An 18,410-nucleotide genomic window follows, 5' to 3' on the forward strand; every position below is an offset into this window, starting at 1 on the left:
ATAAATTTCAGCTAGGTATGGATGTTTTTTCATAACATCAAAATAATTCCTTTTATGGTTCTTAAATTTTGGTTCATCTTCCTGCTTTGTCAAGTTTATCAAAATCAGGCTCGATTGATTGAAAAAAACAAAGTATTATTTTTTGGTTATTAGAATTAGCAAAATAATCGTATAAGTAGCATTGAAGGAAGCCCACTGGAGACTAAGGATGCATTACCTTTACCCTGAACCATTAAAACCTGGAGATACTATTGGGCTGGTTACTCCATCAAGTCCTATGATTCCTGGCATATTGGAAGTCGGTATTGCTTATTTGCAGCAAAAAGGGTTTCAAGTGAAGCTGGGACAACATGTGCATGCTACGGATCGTTTTTTAGCTGGAGAGGATGAGTTTCGGGCAAGAGACGTCATGGATTTTTTTATGGATGATGAGGTTAAAGTGATCATGGCGATTGCCGGTGGTTATGGAGCGCAACGAATAATCCCTCTTCTTGATTATGATCTTATTCGAACTCGACCCAAATATTTAAGCGGGTTTAGTGATACTACCGCCTTACAAGTGGCTTTACTTAAGAAAACCAGAATGATTTCTTGTACAGGTTTTGTATTTGGTGATTTAGGAGACGGTCCACTTGATCCTTTAATTGAGAAGACCCTATGGACTTGTCTTGCAGGAGGATCATATCAAATAAAAGAAGGTCAAACAGTGCAACCAGGCATCGCCAAAGGCAGATTGGTTGGTGGTAATTTGGAAGCGTTGATTTCATTAATGGGGACACCTTATCAACCCGAAGTAAAAAACTGTATTTTATTATTAGAAGACGTAGGTGCAGAGCCTTATCAAGTGGATAGCCGTTTATCGCAGCTTGATATGGCGGGGGTTTTTAGTGAAGTTAATGGTGTGATTTTTGGGCAGTTTGTTCGGTGTGTTGCGAAGTATTTTCCGGAGCGTGATGGGATTGTTGATGATGTGATTGAAGAATGGTCCTTGCGTATTAAAGTACCCTGCATTAAAAACTTTCCTTATGGACATTTTCCTAGACGATGTGTATTACCTCTTGGTAAAGAAGTTCTTTTGCATGCAGATCAATGTTTAGTGACTATTTTATGATTCCTTCATTTAACATAAAGAGGCATTTATATTTTTAATGTAGGGTGTAAATGTAAAAAATGAGCGATTTCCCTATAAAGTACAACAGGATAAAATGGATCTGAAATACTATGTATGATGCGATTATTTTTGATTTTGATGGAGTTATTTTAGACAGTGAACCTATTCACTATGAAGCATGCTGTTATGTGCTTAAGTCATTAGGAATAACTCTAAGCTATTGTGAATATATAAAAAAATACTTGGGGTTTTCTGATAAAGATATGTTCCCAAGGTTATTGTGCAATGAGGGAGTTCGTTGTACGGAAAGAGAAATCAAGCATTTGATTCAACAAAAAGCGAGTGCTTACATTAATATCATTAATAATCGAGATTCCTTACCTCTGATTGTAGATTTTGAACAATTTATTTTTAAAATTGCTCCTAAAATTAATAAAATTGCCATTTGTAGTGGCTCCAGTTGTAGTGAAATTAACGCGGTACTCTCTAGAGTAAGGCAAGGAAAATTACATGCTTATTTTGATGCTATTGTGACAACGGAAGATGTACAAAGCGGAAAGCCATCTCCTGAAGGTTATTTACTCACTGCAAAACGTTTAAATGTTGCTCCTGGACGTTGTTTGGTAATCGAAGACACACTCCATGGAGTCAAAGCAGCTAAAGCGGCAGGGATGCAAGTAATTGGTTTGACGACAACCTATGACACATATCAATTTTTAATTGCGGATAAAGTCATTACTGGGTATAGGCAGTTATTGGCTAGAGTTTGGTAATATGTACTCATTAGCCTGAGTAACATAGCAAAACTTGGAAAAATCTTTGGCAAATCCCTGATTTCCGTTAAGTTCACTCAGAACAAGTAACTCTATTGATGTGCTAACCAGTCTTCATAGGTTAAAGCAAAGCGAAAATGATCACACCATACATTGTTTATTTTCAAATATCTTGGGGAGAATCCTTCTTTAAGAAAGCCATTTTGGGTGGCTAAATGAATGGATGCAGTATTAGTAGGTTGGATATTTGCTTCAATTCGATGCAGTTTTAATTTTAAGAAAACTTCTTTTAAAACCAGTTTTAATGCTCGACTCATTAATCCTTGGCCAGCGTAGGTTACCGATGCAAAATAACCCATGTATGCACTTTGAAACACACCATGCACCATTTCATTAATATTGAATACACCGATAATCTCTTCATTCTGGTTTAATGCTAAAAAACATCGACGATCTTCGTGCTGATATTTTTGTAAATAGGTTTGAAACTCCTCAGAAGTTTGAGGTGCACTAACAAATGGATAGTGAAAATGCCGGCTTTTTTGCATGGTCAGGAGAAAATTAGCTTCATCATGCTGACTTAACGTCCGCAGCAGTATTGTATTTGTTGTTTGCATAAGCATAAGCGTTTGAGAAATGTGATATATTATCACAGTTATTATGTAGGAGTTTAGGGTTTACCCTGAGAGTAGAAACACAACGGAACTGATTTGAGTGACAAAGTAAGTTCTTCATTTGAATCACTTTATTATTTGGGATAAAATCGGCAAAAAAATACCCAGGTCATTAAAATCATGCCACTTATTGTTAATTTATCAGCCATACATGCTTTAAAACCCATTAGCACCTGTGTCCGCTCATTTGAAGATATTTGCGATCGTTATTCTACGGGGTATTTCAGTTGTTGTTCCAGTTTCTTTCAATCATGGACAAATTATGCTTGGCTTATGTATCAACTGGGTAGGAATAACTCTAAATTAATTCAGCCTTATCGCTTAGGTAAACTTACTACAGAAGAATTTTTGGAACGTTTATTGGAAATTTTTTCATTTCTTAAGGATGCAGCTCCTGCAGAGAGGGACATGGAGGAATTAAAGGGCAAGCAGTTGTATTCCAATACTTTTGCAAGGATGCTTCTGGAACATGCTTGGAATTCACAAGTCGAATGGGATGAATTAAAGGCAGACTATCTCTCAGTATTAATTCATGAAGCAGAGCGCGATTTAAATTCAGAAGTTTCTCATGCAGCTGGATTTAAATCGAAAAGAGATCCTATTTATTTTATTGCGAATACCAATGAATTGCATGTATTGCAGATTCTCAATATGTTGCGAAAAGCATATCCATCCATCAATTTTTATCGAGATATTGATGTAAGCATTAAAGAAAATAAAGAGCCTGTTGAAATTGCTCCCGGTATATTTCTTTGTTTGTCTTACCGCTACCAACTCTTTAAAACACAAGAGGAAAACCAAACGGTTGATCCCGGCTCCACAATGTCTTTACTCAATTATTTGGTTACAAAACAACTTACAGATGTTCCGGTTTCAGAGCTTCGTGTGATTAGTCAACACCAAGAAGATTTGGTTGAAGCACTGCGCGTTGGTATTGATGCGGATCATATTTATCAAGCTAAAGATTATTTTGCAGTTCAAACAGAAAACATGAAGAAAATGAATTAGCCCTATGGAAAGAATGTGTTTGGGGCTCGCATTATACTTATTAGGAAGTACCACAAGTATGGCTATGGACATAGTAACTATAGAACAACCTGAATACCGTAAGGTTTTAAAGAGTAAGGCTCAAGAAGTCCAGTTTCCTTTGAGCCAGGAAGATAAAAAGTTAATTGCTGCAATGAAGACTAAATTGCATGGATTGGGTGGAGTTGGTTTGGCCGCGCCCCAGGTAAACTGTGCAAAAAGAATAATTGCAATCTATATTCCCGAAGAATCGACTTTATTGCGGGATAATGTTAACAAATTTTATCCTATGCATATTATGATTAATCCAAGTTATGAGCCGATAGCTGGATCTGAAATGCGCCAAGATTTTGAGGGTTGCTATTCTGTTTCCAGCAAATCCGGGAAGGTTCCTCGATATGAGCAAATCACAGTGAGTTATTATGATGAGTCAGGTCGTTTTCATCAACAAATTGAAGAGGGATTCTATGCTCGGGTTTTACAACATGAAATTGATCATTTAAATGGCTTTTTAATTCTCGACCGCCTTACTCCAGATTGCATACAAGGTTCAGTCGAAGAAATGATGGCTTTGCGACGAGAATCGTTACCTCCAGAGAAAAGAGCGCTATTTGATCAGGTTATTGCACGAAAGGCGAAAAAATAACCTTGAGCTTAAGATAAACTTATATCATTTTGTCAGAATTAAATTGAGGATTATTTTTTATTTTTAATAGTTCGGCTGAATTTTGTGCGGTAAACTGAGCTTTTGCTTGTTCATAACCTGTTTCGGCGATTTCTTTGTATTTTTTGAAATCCAGAATGCCATATTGATCTGTTTTTAAAGTAATACCATAATCTGCCATGGCCATCATTTTTGAGGTATTTTGATGGGAGCTGATTGTTAGAAGTCTCAACACCAATTCACCTAAGTTAATGGGTAATATTGACTCTTTCCCCATAAATTTATTGTAAAGCAGTTTCCATCCAGAAAGCGAATAGGGTATTGGTGATAATTTAAATGCATTATTATTATTAATATTGGAAGCAATAATTTTACTGCTATGTGAGTACTGTCTCATGACATTAGTGGGTATATTATTGAGTATTCCACCATCAATTAGAAGTTTGTCATTAAAAGATACTGGTGGATAAATAAAAGGTAAGGAAATGCTGGAACGAATGGATTCCCATAATAGTCCTCTGTCATGGACATATAAATTTTTACTGATTAAATCCGTTGATACGCAAAAATAGTTAAGCCATAAATCTTCGATTTGACTCTTTTCACCATAGAGTTCAATAAGACTGTCTGTGGCTCTTCTGCCTGTAGCAATTGCGATGTAGGGGAAGGTAAAATCAATTTTGGACCCTTTGATCAAATACGCTTCTACATATTTCAAAACATCACTAGAAGAATATCCCATAGCAAAAACAGCTGCGAGCATTGCTCCCATACTTGTTCCGGCAATGTAATCTACGGGGATCCCTCTTTCTTCTAATAAGCGATAAACACCTATATGAGCGAGACCTCGTGCGCCGCCGCCACTGAGTACTAAGGATATGGTATTGTCAGTAAAGATACGCATCATCCGGGAAATACCGTCCTCTGTATTACTTCGAACATGAAAATGACTGTTGACAGAGCGTTTTTCTAACCAGCTTTGAGTATTTTTTGGTGGGTTTGCAGTTTGATGAAGAAGTACTAGTACGTTTCGTTTAATAAAATTACTTTGCATTGTTAAAATGTAACTCTCTACTTCGGATAAGTCAGGATCATGTTCTTCTGCCAGTGCTAAAAAAGCGAGTGAATCTGCTTGACGTACACAAAATTTAGTCCAGCTTGTTATTGTTTCATCAGCGAGATAGAAAATATAAGTGTACTCTTTTTCTAGTTGGTTAATCCATAAAATCCCTTCATTACTCATATTTCCATTCGCATCCAGCAGATTTTTTCTTTTTTCCAGATAACTACTGTTTAATAAAAGAATTTTTTCTCCATAGGAGAAACGAAAAATCATTTCTTGCAATTGAAATTCGAGGTCTTGTATTGGTCTTATAGGGATTAGAGCAATAGATTTATCGCGTGTAGAAGCGCTATGGATTCCCTGCAGTGAGTTGGTTAGTCGTTGAATGGTGAATTGGGTTATTTTATTCAGCAGTTCAGGAAATGTTCTGCACAATTTCAAAAAATATTTTTTCGATAATTTTAAGATAATGCTATCACGCAAGGTATAGACATTCGCAGAACGTGGTAAATCAGACAAAAGAGCCATTTCACCTATAATTGATCCTTCATGTAGCTCGCCTTGGAACGTTACATTTCCTTCAATATCGGTTATTTGATAGTAAAGACGACCTTTAATTAAAATGTAGAGGTCATTCATATTTTCCCCTTTTTTAATCAAAAGGGAATCACCGGCTCGGGATTCTATTTCCAAAACACGAGAAAGTTTTGAAAGACATGCATCACTCATACAACTAAAAGGTTCATGTTGTTTAATGAATTCAAAAATTTCTTTGGTTGTAAATAATGGTTGAGTCATATCTTTATTGTTACTTTAAAATTACAACAATTATTTTTATTATAGACTTTGTTTTGGAAGTGGAGATGACTAAGGATTATGCTCATTTTGCTGTTATTGGTGCGATTTGGCTAATCACTAGAGGAAAACCATTATTTTTCAAAGGCGAACTTGACAAAATTAAATATAAATTTCTAAAATGCAAAGGGCTAAATTATATTTTGCCTTATAGCTTATTTAACTAACTCTAAAAGGAATTAAGTAAATGAACAAATTACAATTAACAGGCGTTGCTCTTGCAATGGGTGCTGCTTCTATGTTTGCTTTAACCCCTGCTTTTGCAGCTGATACTACTGCGGGCATGGTAAAATGCCAAGGTGGTAATGCATGTAAAGGACAAGGCGCTTGCAAAACTGCTGATAACGCTTGTAAAGGCCAAAACGCTTGTAAAGGAAAAGGTATCGCTGAAATGTCTCAAGAGGACTGCCAAAAAGCAGGCGGTACTGTTGTTCAATAATTTCAATTTGAGTTTCGCATTACTCCAGGCATGTATTGCATGCCTGGTTTCATATCTTTCCCCGGGCTGAATATGGATATCCCACAGTATAAAACAATTGAAAAAATGCCTTTTTTAGGTTTTGGATTGGGATTACGACCTGATTATTATGAAGAAATCTTGGAACAAAAACCCAACTTGGATTGGTTTGAGGTACTCACCGAAAATTATATGGTTTCAGGTGGCAAACCACTTTACTATCTTGACCAAATACGAGCTCACTATCCTATAGTGATGCATGGGGTATCTCTTTCATTAGGAAGTACAGACCCGCTGGATCGTGATTATTTAAATCAATTAAAAGCGTTGGTAGCTCGTGTCGAGCCAGTCTGGGTATCTGATCATTTATGCTGGACGGGGGTTAACGGGATTAATGCTCATGATTTGTTGCCTGTTCCCTATACACGTGAAACAATAACCCACATTGCATCGCGAATTCAGCAAGTACAGGATTTTTTAGGGCGTCCCATTTTAATCGAAAACGTTTCCAGTTATCTTACTTACAAACAATCTGAAATGACCGAATGGGAATTTATCCAGGAAATTGTAAAACAAGCAGGTTGTTATATTTTATTAGACATAAATAATATTTATGTGAGTTCTGTAAATCATCAGTTTAATCCCATGGATTATATTATGGCTATGCCTGCCGAACGTGTTGCGCAAATTCATTTAGCTGGCCATTCAAATCATGGCGATTACATTATCGATACGCATGACGCACCAGTAATTCAACCTGTTTGGAATCTTTATGCTGCAGCATTGCAACGTTTAGGGCCGATATCATCTATGATTGAACGAGATGACAATATGCCTCCTTTTGCGGAATTGCTCGCAGAAATCAATCAGGCACGACGGATTGCTGAGTCAATTTTAGTTGAAGAGGTACTGGTATGACGGAGCTTTCCCAGTTACAGAATCAGTTTCAAAAATTTCTCTTATCAGGGCATGCTGAGATTCATGGTTCTATAGTACAAACTGATTTGGTATCAGTGGAAACTCGCCTAGGCATTTATCGTGATGCTTATAAACTTCGGCTTATTGAAAGTTTGAGTACTAACTTTCCTGCCTTATATGCTTATTTAGGAACCGAAGAATTTAATAAGTTATCTACTTATTACATTGATGCCCATCCTTCTTGTTATCGCTCTATTCGTTGGTTTGGTGATTTATTAGCAGATTTCATTAAGCATAATTATCCCCACTATCCTCATTTATCTGAGCTTGCTGATTTTGAGTGGAAAATGGGTTTGGCTTTTGATGCTGCTGATGAACAGGTAGTACGAGTTGAGGATATGGCGGTTATTCCACCTGAGGCATGGCCCAATCTTCAATTTGTTCTCCATCCATCGCTACAGCGAGTCAATTATTTAGGAAATACAATTCCTCTTTGGCAGGCTTTAACTCACGATCGGGAACTGCCTGAATTGCAACAAAGCTCAATGCCTACATCCTGGGTTTTATGGCGCTCACCAGAATATATAATTCAATTTTATAGTCTCTCAGATGAAGAAGCTTGGGCTTTAGACAACTTATCACAAAGATTGTCTTTTGGTGCACTTTGTGAAGGACTTTGCCAGTGGATAAAACCGGAAGAGGTGGGGATGAAGGCTGCTTCTTTTCTTAAGGGTTGGATTCAAAATGGCATGCTATCGCAATTATTGATTGCCGATTAGCTGATTATTTCCAAATAAATACTTTCTATTGCGAGTTAAATTCCCTCGTAGCATAATATGTGAACATTTTTGTATTAGACTTCTTTGGAAACTCGCTGCAGAGGATGAATTGCGAGGGAGCGCAGAACCGGAGTGTACACGTACATGAGGATTCGAGCGACGAAATAAGTCGCTTTTGCAGTAGAGTTTCCAAAGAGATCAATTCTATAGAGTGCAACCGGGGAGTAATCAATGTCTGGAACCAAAATTGAAATTGGCAAGGGACCATCCCTGACTAATCCGAGCCCCGAAATATTGGATGATCATCTTACTATAGAAGAAAGGGTGCTCGATAATCCAGGTGGTGGTGATTGCGGATTTTATGCGTTTGCTATAGGTTTAATCGATATTATTCAAAAAGAACACGCACTTACTGAAAAAAGCAAAACTTATGAGCAATGGAGGATTCAAAGTCTTCGTCATGTCAGTTTGCAAGAGATTCTCGACTTTGATTTAAACGAATTATATCACTCGCATGGACATTATAAAAAAGAGCTCCTGTTCAAGTTACAAATGTCTTTAAGAATTATTGCCTTTAATGTCTATAAAAACGAACCCCTAAACAGAATAATAACAGAAGACATATTAAAAGATGGGCGAGGCAATATTTCAGCTACCCCAATATTTTGCAAGTTCGTGGAATTAATAGACTTTTACTTAGGAAAAAACGATCGCTCATTGGCTGCAATAAGCCAATTTAATGAATTGGCTTTATCTCCAGAAGTCCAAAGATTGGCCCAAGAAACTGCTCAATCACTAGTACTAAAACTTAAAGGAAAAGGCGATAAGGAAGCACAAAAAATACAAAATGTTTATGTCAAAGAAGTATTAGAAAAAGACATAATAGTGGGTAGGAAAGCAAATCCGGATTCAGTTATTTTAAAAGGCATGGAAAAGATTAAAGAAAAAGGAAGATGGGCAACCCATTATGACTTGAAAGAAATCGCAGATCAACTTCATGTAAATCTCCATGTCGTCGGTAAGGAGAACGGACGTGATAAATCTTCTTACCCTATTATTACCTTACATAACTGGGGTAATGCACATTGGACTACAAAAGTGACAATAGTTAAAAAGTCAAAAGTTTTAGCGGCGCCCAATGAACCCGGGGGCAGTGTGTTATCCCATTCAAGCAGTAAGAAAATAATTGGATTAAAAATAGAACCTAAGCAACTTAAAAAAGATCCTGTGACAAAAAAATTACCCCTTCAAGATCAAAATTTCCCAAAAACAGATGTAAGTAAGCCAAAGAAAACTCAGCCTGAAGTAATAAATCCTGAAAGGTCAAAGAAGCAACCTCAATACTTTCTCAATAAACAAACTCTTTTTAGCCAAAGTGATGAGATCCCTCTAACATTCATGAGTTCAAAGGCAGATCAAAAAGAATTAAATCGATTAATTCATATAGTCCATCGTACAGTAATAGCATATTGTACTTATAGTGATGGAATTATTTTTTCACTTTTTCACAGACATGGTGCATCCGGTAGAACAAGAGCCAGTCAGTTTGATGAGCAATTTTCTTTGGTTGAAGATCTTGAGCAGGCTAAGAATATGTTAGTGAATTTTCTAGAAGATAGTAAAAACGGTAATACTCATCCTCATTCATTCAGGACTATGTTATTACAGGGGCTGTTAGCAGCAAATGAGTCGCATAATAAAAAGGATTTAAAATATATCTCTAAAAATTATTCGGCGCTTTTGGAGGAGTTTCAAGGAGAGTTAATTCCTGATGAACTGGTAATTTTTTAAGTAAGTTAAGTCAATTACAAACAACTACCCACGCCCCGCGACGTGTTCGCAGGATCCCATGATCGAGCAGTGGATTGCTCGAGATTTCAGTTTTGTTTTTAATATCCTGAATTCCGCGAACACGTCGCGGAATGTAGGGAAGTGAGACGATGTCAACACATCTAATGAATTCCGAACTACATTCTATTCATCCGAGTAGGTTCGTTTTCGGCTTAATAAAGCAATAAAGGGGGGTAAAATTGAAATAAAAATAATGCCGTAAATTACTAGGGTGAAATTTTCTTTGACTAGTGAAATTGAGCCGAGAAAATAGCCTAAGCTCAACAAACTAGCAATCCATATTAAGGCACTGATCAAATTGTACAATGAAAAATGAAAAACTCGCATTGTCCCTATGCCGGCAACAAAAGGTGCAAAAGTGCGTATGATTGGAAGAAAACGTGCAAAAATTATCGTTTTACCTCCATGTTTTTCATAAAATGCATGGGTTTCATCTAAATGTTTTTTATTAAGCAGCCAGGATTTATCGGTAGAAAAAATGCGGGGGCCCAATAGACGCCCCACCAGGAAATTGATTTGATTTCCCAAAACTGAGGCAACAAAAAGCAGTAACAACAAAATTGAAATATTTAATGGGTTCCCGGGTTGAGCTGCGATACTGCCTGCAGCAAAAAGTAAGGAGTCTCCCGGTAAAAAAGGTGTCACAATAAGCCCGGTTTCGCAGAAAATCACTGCAAATAAAAGTAAATAGGTCCAAAATCCATAAGTTGAAACAATGGTGTTTAGATAAACATCAATGTGAATAATATAATCAAAAATAGTGTCTAAAAACATTTTATATTTGAAATTGAAATTAAATAAAGGAAACATTCTTACATACTTATTTCTTAATTAATATAATTTTATATCTCAGCTTGCCTGCTTTTGCTATCCTTATAGAACAGACTAATACAAGGAGTATGTATGGTTCAGAAGAATGGAACATGGAAAAAACAAAAAATGATTAAGAAATTAAATTCATGAATACTTTATTTCATCTCGCATTTCCAGTGCATGATCTTGTTCTGGCAAAAGATTTTTATCACCATAAATTGGGTTTTTCATTAGGACGGGAATCTGCTCATGCTTTGATTTTAGAATTTGGCAATCATCAAATTGTGGCACATAAAGTGGATACCATCCTTCCTTCACAAGAAGGCATTTACCCAAGACATTTCGGCTTAATTTTTCTCGAGCGACATGAGTTTGATGCTTTTTTGGCAAAAATTAAAAGGGAGCACGTTTCTTTTGAAATTCCATTGAAAACACGATTTAGTGGTAGTCGAATTGAACATCTATCTTTTTTTTTGAAAGATCCCAGCAATAATTTATTGGAATTTAAATATTATCTATTTAGCTCGGCCATTTTTGGCGAAAAAGATTTTAAAAAAATTGGTGAGTCCTCTAGGGAGTAAATAGGTAAAAATGAACTTAAGGGATAATTATGTGCTAAGAGTAACTATTTTCTTTATCCAGACTATCCATGTTTGCATTCAATAAAAGTAAACTAAGAGTAGATAGACTCCCTGTTGATTTAAGAGAAGAAATGCTCAATTTCTCCACACACTATTTGTTGCCCCTTTAATCATTGAAGACATTAAGGAATTTCCTGAAGCAAATAAAAGATCCCCTGTTTTTATTGTATCTCTTATTTGTTCATAACCAGTCACACTTACTTTAGGAAAACCATCCATAGTTACTCCTAGAATAATGAAAAAATAACGTTAATATAACTTTTGATTACGGATTTTAGAAGTTTAATAATAACTTTCGATATATGACAAGTTGAATAACCATTTCTGTAATCTTACAATGCTTTTTTATCAACGGAGTTTTCTAGCCAAGGATGCTTTGTGCGTTTTTTATTCCCTATCAGTTTGTTCTTAAGCGCCATTCTTTTATTTAGTATTCAACCTATGGTTGCTAAATCTTTATTACCTGTTTATGGAGGGACCCCGGCAGTTTGGACTGTATGCATGCTTTTTTTTCAAGTGGTATTATTGTTTGCTTATGGATATGCCGCGGTGCTTGGCTTTTTTAATAAACCGAATATATGGCGAGCGACGCATACGGTGCTCGTTTTTTTGAGCTTTATTGCGTTACCTCTTGTATTTCAATCCTTGATTCTTCATGAGTCTCCTGAATGGAGCATTTTATCGAATTTATTTATCCAATTGGGATTGCCCTTACTTGTTATTGGTGCCTCAGCACCTTTATTGCAATTTGCGTACAGCCAGACCAAGGAAAAAGGTGCTGCAGATCCTTACTTTTTATATGCTGCTTCTAACCTGGGTAGTCTCTTGTCTTTATTGCTTTATCCGTGGGTCATAGAACGTTTTATTGGATTAAAAAATCAATTTTATTTATGGAACATAGGCTATGTCATCTATGTTGCTTTGTTATTTTTTATTCTCCTTACTAATCGTTATCAACCGCTAGAAAAACAAAATGAAACAGCTGTAGTCTGGTCTTGGCAGAAAATACTGTATTGGATTTTTTTAAGTTTTGTTCCATGCAGTTTAATGCTGGGGGTGACTTTGTATATTACTACGGATATCGCAGCAACACCTTTATTTTGGGTATTGCCTTTGGCTTTGTACCTGCTTACTTTTGTGCTTGTATTTACTAATAAACCTTTGATTTCATTTCCATGGATAGCACGAAATAGTGTATTTTTTCTCATTTTTCCGATCATTGGTTTTATTTTAAATGCAGGGCAAATAAAGGCTTGGCAAGGTATCCTGTTTCATTTGTTGAGTTTCTTTATATTAGCATTGCTGTGCCATAGTCAATTATTTTTAAGCAGACCGAAACCACAGTCCCTTACTTTATTTTATTTTTGCTTGGCTCTTGGGGGAGTATTGGCTGGGGTGTTCAATGGAATTTTAGCTCCCCATTGGTTCAACCAGATTTATGAATATCCTTTAGCAATCTTACTCAGCCTTTTTGCTTTACCTCAATTGCCAAGAAAAGGCGGTTGGTGGGTTCCTGTGGTTGTTCTGGTTCTTATGCTACTGCATTACACTCTTCGCGGTATTCATTGGCCTGGAGGGTTTTCATCTTTTCAAGTGTGCGCTATTTTGGCATTAATTATCATCGTGATTTGGCAAGAAAGTAAAACCAGTTTGATTGTATCGTTATTGATTTTATTTGGGTTTATTTTTTCACCACTATTACAAAATGATTCAATTTTAGTACAGGTGCGTGATTTTTATGGGGTAAAAAAAGTAATAGATAAACAAGGAATACATGTCTTAATCAATCAATCTACAGTGCATGGATTGCAAGCTGCAGGAGAGAACAAACCTACTGGACTCACTTCTTATTATGGAGCGGTTAAACCCCTGGTGGATGTCATGCAACAAAAATGGAATTCTTTATCAGTAACAATTATTGGCTTAGGTATAGGTACTATGATCTGTCAATTTCGAAAAGAGGATCAAATTAAAGTAATTGAGATTGATAATCAGGTCATTGCTCTCGCTAAGAATTCTCAATTGTTTACCTACTTAAGAGATTGTCCTGCCCAGGTGACCATTATAAAAAATGATGGAAGATTAGCTGTAGAACAATTACCGGATCATTCCCAAAACTTATTAGTCATAGATGCCTTTAGTTCAGATGCAATTCCTGTGCATTTATTAACTCTTGAAGCATTTATTTTATATCAACAAAAAATTACCGAAGACGGGGGTATATTGATTCATTTAAGTAATCGACATATGAAATTATTACCTGTGATCAATGCTGCGGGCAGATCTTTGGAGTTGATGGTGCTTTATTTAAATAATAAAGGCATGCTGGCATTAGGCCAGTTTGATTCACAGTGGGCTTTTTTGACTTCTAATGAAAATCTGGCCCTTCAAATTATGAAGGGAACTCATTGGCAATTTAATACAAGTGGCGAACAGTTCTTATGGACTGATAATTATTCTAACTTGATCCCATTGTTGAAGTGGTGATTTATCGTAGCACGGGTGCAGCGCAGCGGAACCCGGGTTTCTTACTCACAAATTTCCCGGGTTTCGCTTTGTAAGCGTTCACGCCCATTCACCGAACGGCTGCATTTGGCGCATCTTGCGCGAAAATAATACTTCGGAAGCCTCACATACTGATGTATGCTACGTTTCCTCAGCATCATTTTCACGCAACCTGAGCTCAAATTAAACCGTTCACCAAGATTCAAACATACTCCCCTGAACGGTTACTTCGCTTTGCTCCACCCAGGCTACAATGGTTTGATATTTTGATAGAAGGAAATCCAGTACAAATTAAACTTCAGCTAAGTTGCCTTTGGTTTCCAACCAAACTTTTCTGTCGCCTGCCCGTTTTTTATTTAACATCATATCCATAACTGCTTCAGTTTCTTCTTCATCATCCATGGTTAATTGAACCAGGCGTCTGGTATTGGGATCCATGGTGGTTTCACGGAGTTGTATAGGATTCATTTCCCCCAAACCTTTGAAGCGTTGAACGTTGGCTTTAGCTCGAGTTATTTGTGCCAATTGGTTGAGGATACGATTTTTTTCTTCATCATCCAGAGCATAATAAACCTCTTTGCCTGCATCAATCCGATAAAGTGGGGGCATAGCGACAAATACATGCCCTGCCTGAACCAGTGGTTTAAAATGGCGTAAAAATAAGGCACAAATCAACGTTGCAATGTGCGCGCCATCAGAATCTGCATCTGCGAGAATGCATAATTTACCGTAACGAAGCCCACTCAGATCAGATGAACCGGGATCTACCCCGATGGCTACGGAAATATCATGAATTTCCTGGGATGCTAAGACCTGTGATGAATCCACTTCCCAGGAGTTAAGAATCTTTCCACGCAAGGGCAAAATTGCTTGGAAGTCTTTATTACGTGCTTGCTTTGCTGATCCACCTGCTGAATCACCTTCTACTAAAAATAATTCAGCTTGGCTTAAGTCAGTGAGTAAGCAGTCAGCCAATTTACCTGGGAGAGCAGGTCCTTGGCTTACCCGTTTGCGTGCTACTTGTTTGGCTTGTCTTAAACGTTTTTGTGCACGCTCTATTGCCAAAGAGGCAATCGTTTCACCCTGGTTACGATGTTGATTGAGCCACAATGCAAAGGCATCTTTAACCACATTACTGACAAAAGCTGAAATTTGGCGCGAACTTAAGCGTTCTTTAGTTTGGCCTGCAAATTGTGGTTCTTTCATTTTAACTGATAATACGTACTGGCAAGGTTCCCACAGATCATCTGCGGTAAGTTTTACTCCTCGAGGCAGTAGATTTCTTAATTCACAAAATTCAGCCATGGCATCAAATAAACCGGATCGTAAACCGTTAACGTGGGTACCGCCTTGAACAGTTGGAATTAAATTCACATAACTTTCATTAAAACCGCTGTTTGTCCCATTAGACCAAACCAAAGCCCAGTCAACAGTTGCTTCATCACTTTTGAATTCACCTGTGAAGGGTTCTTCAGGTAAGTAATCACCATCAGGTAATGATTGATTTAAATAATCAATAAGTCCTTGCTCATAGCACCAATGCATTTCTTCATTACTTGTCTTATTGACAAAAGTCATGGACAAGCCAGTGCAAAGCACGGCTTTTGCTCTAAGCACATGAGTAAGGTGTTTTACGGAAATCCTTGTAGTATCAAAATACTTAGGATTGGGCCAAAAACGGATAATTGTACCTGTGTCCCTTTTTTTAGTAATGCCTGCTTCATTTAATTCGCACAATTTATCGCCATTGGCAAATGACATTTGATAAATAATTCCATTGCGTTTAATTGTGACATCAAGACGCTCGGAAAGGGCATTTACTACAGAAACACCGACGCCATGTAATCCCCCAGAAAAGCTGTAATTTTTATCAGAAAATTTACCTCCGGCATGTAAACGAGTCATAATGACTTCAACGCCGCTTAACCCTAATTGCGGGTGTAAATCCACTGGCATACCGCGGCCATCATCCTCTACTTCAATAGAACCATCTTCATGAAGTGTGACACGGATGTTGCTTGCAAAGCCGGCCAATACTTCATCCACGCTGTTATCAATCACCTCTTGTGCCAAATGGTTAGGGCGTGTTGTATCGGTATACATGCCGGGGCGTCGTTGAACAGGTTCCAGTCCACTTAAGACTTCAATTGCTTGGGCTGTATAGTTTTCTGACATGGGTATTTCTCAAATAAAAGTTAGGTTTATTTTACCATATATTATGATACAGTAGACGAAAGACGAATATTCCTTTTTGTAAATCTATTATAAAGATCCCTTGCTCTGCAAGCGGAAGAAGATCAGAATGTCGTCACTGAGCCCTGTGATTTGGGGCGTCTTAATCTGGAAAATGAACAAAGACGCCTTCTGGATTACGTATTGCTTAATTCAACAGAAAACATATGCAAAAAAATAGTGTTGAAATTCATCAATTGTCCGTAGCTTTTCAAAATCACCATAAAACGGTATCTGCTCTGGATGAGGTCAGTTTTAATTTACATCCTGGTGAAACTTTGGTTTTATTGGGAGAGTCGGGCTGTGGTAAATCCTTAACTTCTTTGGCATTAATGCGTTTGTTACCTAAATCCGGTGTCTATGGAATTGATAGTTTCATTCATATGGATGGACAAGACATTCTGGACTTACCAGAACAGATGATGCGGCAATTGAGAGGCCGCAAGATTGCAATGATTTTTCAGGAGCCAATGACGGCACTCAATCCAGTGATGACTATAGGAGAGCAGTTAACAGAAGCTTTGGTAAAGTGTAACTCTTCCTTTACTAAGCAGGAATTGCAAGAGGCATTATTATCTTTACTTTATGAGGTGGAAATGTCTCAGCCAGAAGTTAAAATTCATCAATATCCACATCAATTGTCCGGTGGACAGAAACAACGCGTGGTCATTGCTATGGCTTTGGCATGTAAACCTGATGTTTTAGTTGCTGATGAACCAACAACAGCTTTGGATGTTACAATCCAGGCGCAAATCCTCGCATTGCTAAAAAAAGTACAAAAAAACCACCAGATGAGTTTACTGCTAATTACCCATGATCTGGGAGTACTTAGAGCCATGGCATCTCGAGTCTGTGTGATGTATGCGGGGCAAGTGGTGGCGCAATCTTCTGTAGATGATTTTTTTTCACGAGTAAAGCAACATCCCTATGTGCAGCAGTTATTGGCTTCTGTGCCTTCTTTCGCAAAACGTGAGGAACGGTTGTCAGTGATTCGTGGATTTGTACCTTCTTTGGAGGAAATGCCTTCAGGTTGTCGTTTTCACCCACGGTGTATGTATGCATTTGAGCGTTGTTCTATAGAGGAGCCGCAATTACAAGAACAAAATGGTCAATTGGTACGATGTCATTTATATCCTGATTTAGACGAGCTACCTCCTTTACAAAAAAATAAAATAGCTTGGAATGTTGCATCTTCTGAAGCAAAAACAATCCTCACCGTGAATCATTTATCTGTTGGTTTTATCCAGAAAAAAGGAGTATTCAGCCGTAATAAAGTTATATTTAAAGCAGTCGATGGCCTTTCATTTCGTTTGCAGCAAGGAAAAACATTGGCTTTGGTAGGTGAGTCAGGATGCGGAAAAACTACAGCCAGCCGAGCTCTGTTGCGTTTATTACCTATTTCTGGAGGTGAAGTACATTATAAAAAACATGATGTGCTGGCATTAAAAGGACGTTCATTAAGAGAATACAGAAAAAAAGTACAAATTATTTTCCAAGACCCTTTTTCATCTATGAATCCACGAATGACAGTAGGTGAAATAATAGCCGAGGGCATGCATGCCCAAGGGATGAAACGTTCCGTAATTAACGTAAGGCAAAAGGAATTGTTAAACCAGGTCAATTTGCCTAGCACCAGTTTACAGCGTTATCCGCATCAATTTTCTGGAGGCCAAAGACAACGAATTTGCATTGCGCGCGCATTGGCAACAGGGCCGGATGTTTTGATTTGTGATGAACCAACCAGTGCTTTAGATGTTTCTGTGCAGGCACAAATCCTTAATTTATTAAAGGAGTTACAGCAGGAGACGGGTATTTCTTATTTATTTATTACCCATAACATGGGCGTAGTCTCCTACATTGCTGATGAAGTGTTAGTCATGAAGAATGGAGTAGAAATTGAGTTTGGAAGTTGTGACGCCCTTTTTAAAAATCCTAAGGAAGCATATACACAGCAGCTTTTAAATGCCGTTTTAGATGTTTTTTAATCAAATTTTCAAGTCATTACGACTTATCTTTCATATTTTATTCATTAAAAATGTGATATATTT

17 protein-coding genes are annotated in these 18,410 nt (G+C 37.4%); 12 read left to right on the top strand and 5 right to left on the bottom strand.

What is annotated here, in order from left to right; translation table 11 throughout:
• The first annotated feature begins 208 nt into the window (after positions 1 to 208).
• Together DY223_RS04390 and DY223_RS04395 are read left to right on the top strand one after the other, a co-directional pair.
• A complete protein-coding gene (locus DY223_RS04390; protein WP_058460268.1) occupies positions 209 to 1,111 on the top strand; it encodes a S66 peptidase family protein in 903 nt (300 codons plus the stop codon).
• A gap of 110 nt (positions 1,112 to 1,221) precedes the next feature.
• Complete coding sequence (locus DY223_RS04395; protein ID WP_058460269.1) at positions 1,222 to 1,884, top strand: HAD family hydrolase; 663 nt, start codon at positions 1,222 to 1,224, stop codon at positions 1,882 to 1,884.
• Between the two features lie 92 nt (positions 1,885 to 1,976).
• Here DY223_RS04395 and DY223_RS04400 read toward each other — a convergent pair whose 3' ends face one another.
• On the bottom strand, positions 1,977 to 2,501 hold the full coding sequence (locus DY223_RS04400; protein ID WP_058460270.1) for a GNAT family N-acetyltransferase: 525 nt from the start codon (positions 2,499 to 2,501) through the stop codon (positions 1,977 to 1,979).
• Between the two features lie 177 nt (positions 2,502 to 2,678).
• Here DY223_RS04400 and DY223_RS04405 point away from each other — a divergent pair, with 177 nt between their 5' ends.
• The gene (locus DY223_RS04405) at positions 2,679 to 3,566 is read left to right on the top strand and encodes a hypothetical protein (protein WP_058460271.1); all 888 of its coding nucleotides are present in this window, start codon (positions 2,679 to 2,681) and stop codon (positions 3,564 to 3,566) included.
• 58 nt (positions 3,567 to 3,624) lie between these two features.
• Complete coding sequence (def, locus tag DY223_RS04410; RefSeq protein ID WP_058460559.1) at positions 3,625 to 4,230, top strand: peptide deformylase; 606 nt, start codon at positions 3,625 to 3,627, stop codon at positions 4,228 to 4,230.
• A gap of 19 nt (positions 4,231 to 4,249) precedes the next feature.
• Here def and DY223_RS04415 read toward each other — a convergent pair whose 3' ends face one another.
• The gene (locus DY223_RS04415) at positions 4,250 to 6,109 is read right to left on the bottom strand and encodes a patatin-like phospholipase family protein (RefSeq protein WP_058460272.1); all 1,860 of its coding nucleotides are present in this window, start codon (positions 6,107 to 6,109) and stop codon (positions 4,250 to 4,252) included.
• A 65-nt stretch (positions 6,110 to 6,174) separates the two neighbouring features.
• Here DY223_RS04415 and DY223_RS19065 point away from each other — a divergent pair, with 65 nt between their 5' ends.
• The 5 genes from DY223_RS19065 (at position 6,175) to DY223_RS04440 (ending at position 10,111) form a co-directional block, all read left to right on the top strand.
• A complete protein-coding gene (locus tag DY223_RS19065) occupies positions 6,175 to 6,333 on the top strand; it encodes a hypothetical protein (RefSeq protein ID WP_154669230.1) in 159 nt (52 codons plus the stop codon).
• Positions 6,334 to 6,353: 20 nt separating this feature from the next.
• Positions 6,354 to 6,605 carry a BufA2 family periplasmic bufferin-type metallophore gene (gene bufA2 / locus DY223_RS04425; RefSeq protein WP_058460274.1) on the top strand — a complete coding sequence of 84 codons (252 nt, stop codon included), beginning with the start codon at positions 6,354 to 6,356 and terminating at the stop codon, positions 6,603 to 6,605.
• Positions 6,606 to 6,677: 72 nt separating this feature from the next.
• The gene (gene bufB, locus DY223_RS04430; RefSeq protein WP_058460560.1) at positions 6,678 to 7,541 is read left to right on the top strand and encodes an MNIO family bufferin maturase; all 864 of its coding nucleotides are present in this window, start codon (positions 6,678 to 6,680) and stop codon (positions 7,539 to 7,541) included.
• Positions 7,538 to 8,320: an HvfC/BufC N-terminal domain-containing protein gene (locus DY223_RS04435; protein ID WP_058460275.1), complete on the top strand. Its 783-nt coding sequence runs from the start codon at positions 7,538 to 7,540 to the stop codon at positions 8,318 to 8,320. The genes bufB and DY223_RS04435 overlap by 4 nt, the downstream gene beginning before the upstream one ends.
• 231 nt (positions 8,321 to 8,551) lie before the next feature.
• The gene (locus DY223_RS04440; RefSeq protein WP_058460276.1) at positions 8,552 to 10,111 is read left to right on the top strand and encodes a hypothetical protein; all 1,560 of its coding nucleotides are present in this window, start codon (positions 8,552 to 8,554) and stop codon (positions 10,109 to 10,111) included.
• Positions 10,112 to 10,294: 183 nt separating this feature from the next.
• Here DY223_RS04440 and DY223_RS04445 read toward each other — a convergent pair whose 3' ends face one another.
• Complete coding sequence (locus tag DY223_RS04445) at positions 10,295 to 10,945, bottom strand: DedA family protein (RefSeq protein ID WP_058460561.1); 651 nt, start codon at positions 10,943 to 10,945, stop codon at positions 10,295 to 10,297.
• Between the two features lie 185 nt (positions 10,946 to 11,130).
• Between DY223_RS04445 and DY223_RS04450 the strand changes: the two genes are divergently transcribed.
• Positions 11,131 to 11,565 carry a VOC family protein gene (locus DY223_RS04450; RefSeq protein ID WP_058460277.1) on the top strand — a complete coding sequence of 145 codons (435 nt, stop codon included), beginning with the start codon at positions 11,131 to 11,133 and terminating at the stop codon, positions 11,563 to 11,565.
• A gap of 135 nt (positions 11,566 to 11,700) precedes the next feature.
• On the opposite strand, the gene DY223_RS19070 is transcribed toward DY223_RS04450, so the two are convergent.
• Positions 11,701 to 11,844 carry a hypothetical protein gene (locus DY223_RS19070; protein WP_154669229.1) on the bottom strand — a complete coding sequence of 48 codons (144 nt, stop codon included), beginning with the start codon at positions 11,842 to 11,844 and terminating at the stop codon, positions 11,701 to 11,703.
• 159 nt (positions 11,845 to 12,003) lie between these two features.
• On the opposite strand from DY223_RS19070, the gene DY223_RS04455 reads away from it, so the two are divergent.
• Positions 12,004 to 14,112, top strand: coding sequence for a fused MFS/spermidine synthase (locus DY223_RS04455; protein ID WP_058460278.1), 2,109 nt, complete (start codon positions 12,004 to 12,006; stop codon positions 14,110 to 14,112).
• Between the two features lie 309 nt (positions 14,113 to 14,421).
• Here DY223_RS04455 and parE read toward each other — a convergent pair whose 3' ends face one another.
• Positions 14,422 to 16,305: a DNA topoisomerase IV subunit B gene (gene parE / locus DY223_RS04460; RefSeq protein WP_058460279.1), complete on the bottom strand. Its 1,884-nt coding sequence runs from the start codon at positions 16,303 to 16,305 to the stop codon at positions 14,422 to 14,424.
• 224 nt (positions 16,306 to 16,529) lie between these two features.
• Here parE and DY223_RS04465 point away from each other — a divergent pair, with 224 nt between their 5' ends.
• Positions 16,530 to 18,347, top strand: coding sequence for an ABC transporter ATP-binding protein (locus DY223_RS04465; protein WP_058460280.1), 1,818 nt, complete (start codon positions 16,530 to 16,532; stop codon positions 18,345 to 18,347).
• The last annotated feature ends 63 nt before the right edge of the window (positions 18,348 to 18,410 follow it).

It is taken from the genome of Legionella bozemanae (assembly GCF_900450575.1).
GTDB lineage: Bacteria > Pseudomonadota > Gammaproteobacteria > Legionellales > Legionellaceae > Legionella > Legionella bozemanae.